Raw genomic sequence first — 1,653 nt, 5'->3', positions numbered from 1 at the left:
ATTCAATTATTTCAAGACGTAGAATTTACATAGAACATGTGAACAGGCATATCACGAAATTTAGGATAGTGTCTACACGATATAAAAACAAGAGAAGAAAATTTGCCCTGAGATTTTCGTTAATTTGTGCAATTTCTAATTCTGAACTATAGGTTATCGAACAGGTCTATTACTTAATTTCTTTTTTCCTGTTTGATAATGTTTCTATCAACTTAATGTATTCCTTTATCCCTTATCATCTAGTTCGCCTACCTTATGACATGATACTTGTCTGCCACAATATCAGTATGTGGAAGATAGGAGTATACTGTATTTCTAAACTGTATGAACATTTTCATTCCAACTTTCTTTATTCTGTTTGAATGACAGAGCAGTAATTTTCTTATAGTTGATGATTTCCGGTTCAATCAGGACATGGTTTGTATCATATATTACCAATTAATATTTTTATTACCTTTAAATTCATCAAGATAGACGTTCTCATAGTCCAGTTTCCTTTTTTGAACTTCAATGTCATGAAATATCCTCATGACAGTTGATATGCTTATATTTTCTTCTCTTCTTATCTGAGTGAATGACTTTATTTCTGAATGCTTCCTTCTTATGCCATCCTTCACTTCATTTGAGATTATACAGTTCCTGTTTCTGCTTTTCTATATGAAGTATAACTCTCCTATTTCTGTAACATAGGCTGCTTACATTAACAGTCCTGTAGTCAGATTCATTCTTCTGTTACAGTAGTTCAGTCTTATATCATATCTTGTTCCGTATACATGATAGGTATTACAGACAAGTACAACTTTTTCTATTTTTACTCCTTTTATTTCTGGTCTAAATGTGGTAAAATTATTTTGCATAAATACAAATTTCTTTCTTATGTTCTTTTGGCAAAAACATAATACTATAAAAGAGGCATAATATCATTAAAGATGCTAAAAATGTCAGAAGATAACCAAAATCTAAAAGAATTGTTAGTATATACAAACGACAGACTTTAAAAATAAAACACAAATTATGTAACATTATTGTGATTACTCTTTTTGTTATGCTTACAAATGTTGAATATTGGGAAGAAAGTGAAGAATTTGAAAAACTGTATCTTAAAGCATTAAAAAGATACTTGGAGCTTTCTTTCACACGATACTATTCAAAGGATCATGACTACAATAGAGTCTGAAGTTACAGAAGTTCTTTTGACAAAAAGGATGGAACTAAAAATTTTAGGAGAAGATAAAAAAATAAGAAGGATATTGAACATTGACGAAAAATCTTTGAACAGGATGAGAAATAAAAACAATAGCCCATTAGATATAGTATCTTCATATTCAAAAGAAGATGAGACATACTCTCACAAGTAGCAACTGAAGGAAAAGAGAATAAGATAAAAGCGATATTACGTCAGCTTGATAAAATCTCAATAAAAGGATATATAGTCACAATAGACGCAATAGAAACTCAAAAAGAAATCATAAGGAAGATAGGGAAGAAGCAGGGATAGGTGCATCAATTTTAGCCACGGAAGCAGACGGGAAAAAACAGAAACATAGAAGATACTACATAATCAATATAGCAGGAGGAGTAGAGGAATTTATAAAAGCAGTAAGGAGATATATCATTAAATGTAAGAAGATATTTAAAATTATTTTTTGATAT

At 29.9% G+C, this 1,653-nt stretch carries 3 protein-coding genes; 1 reads left to right on the top strand and 2 read right to left on the bottom strand.

Annotated elements, in window-relative coordinates; all coding sequences use genetic code 11:
- Positions 1-248 precede the first annotated feature (248 nt).
- Together HMPREF1552_RS13015 and HMPREF1552_RS12175 are read right to left on the bottom strand one after the other, a co-directional pair.
- The gene (locus tag HMPREF1552_RS13015; protein ID WP_021744041.1) at positions 249-407 is read right to left on the bottom strand and encodes a transposase; all 159 of its coding nucleotides are present in this window, start codon (positions 405-407) and stop codon (positions 249-251) included.
- A 288-nt stretch (positions 408-695) separates the two neighbouring features.
- Positions 696-857: a hypothetical protein gene (locus HMPREF1552_RS12175; protein WP_021744039.1), complete on the bottom strand. Its 162-nt coding sequence runs from the start codon at positions 855-857 to the stop codon at positions 696-698.
- A 300-nt stretch (positions 858-1,157) separates the two neighbouring features.
- Here HMPREF1552_RS12175 and HMPREF1552_RS05125 point away from each other — a divergent pair, with 300 nt between their 5' ends.
- Positions 1,158-1,358, top strand: coding sequence for a hypothetical protein (locus HMPREF1552_RS05125; protein WP_021744037.1), 201 nt, complete (start codon positions 1,158-1,160; stop codon positions 1,356-1,358).
- Positions 1,359-1,653 lie beyond the last annotated feature (295 nt).

The sequence above is a fragment of the Leptotrichia sp. oral taxon 879 str. F0557 genome, assembly GCF_000469385.1.
Classification (GTDB): Bacteria; Fusobacteriota; Fusobacteriia; order Fusobacteriales; family Leptotrichiaceae; genus Leptotrichia; species Leptotrichia mesophila.
This window is presented reverse-complemented; position numbering and strand designations above follow the sequence as displayed.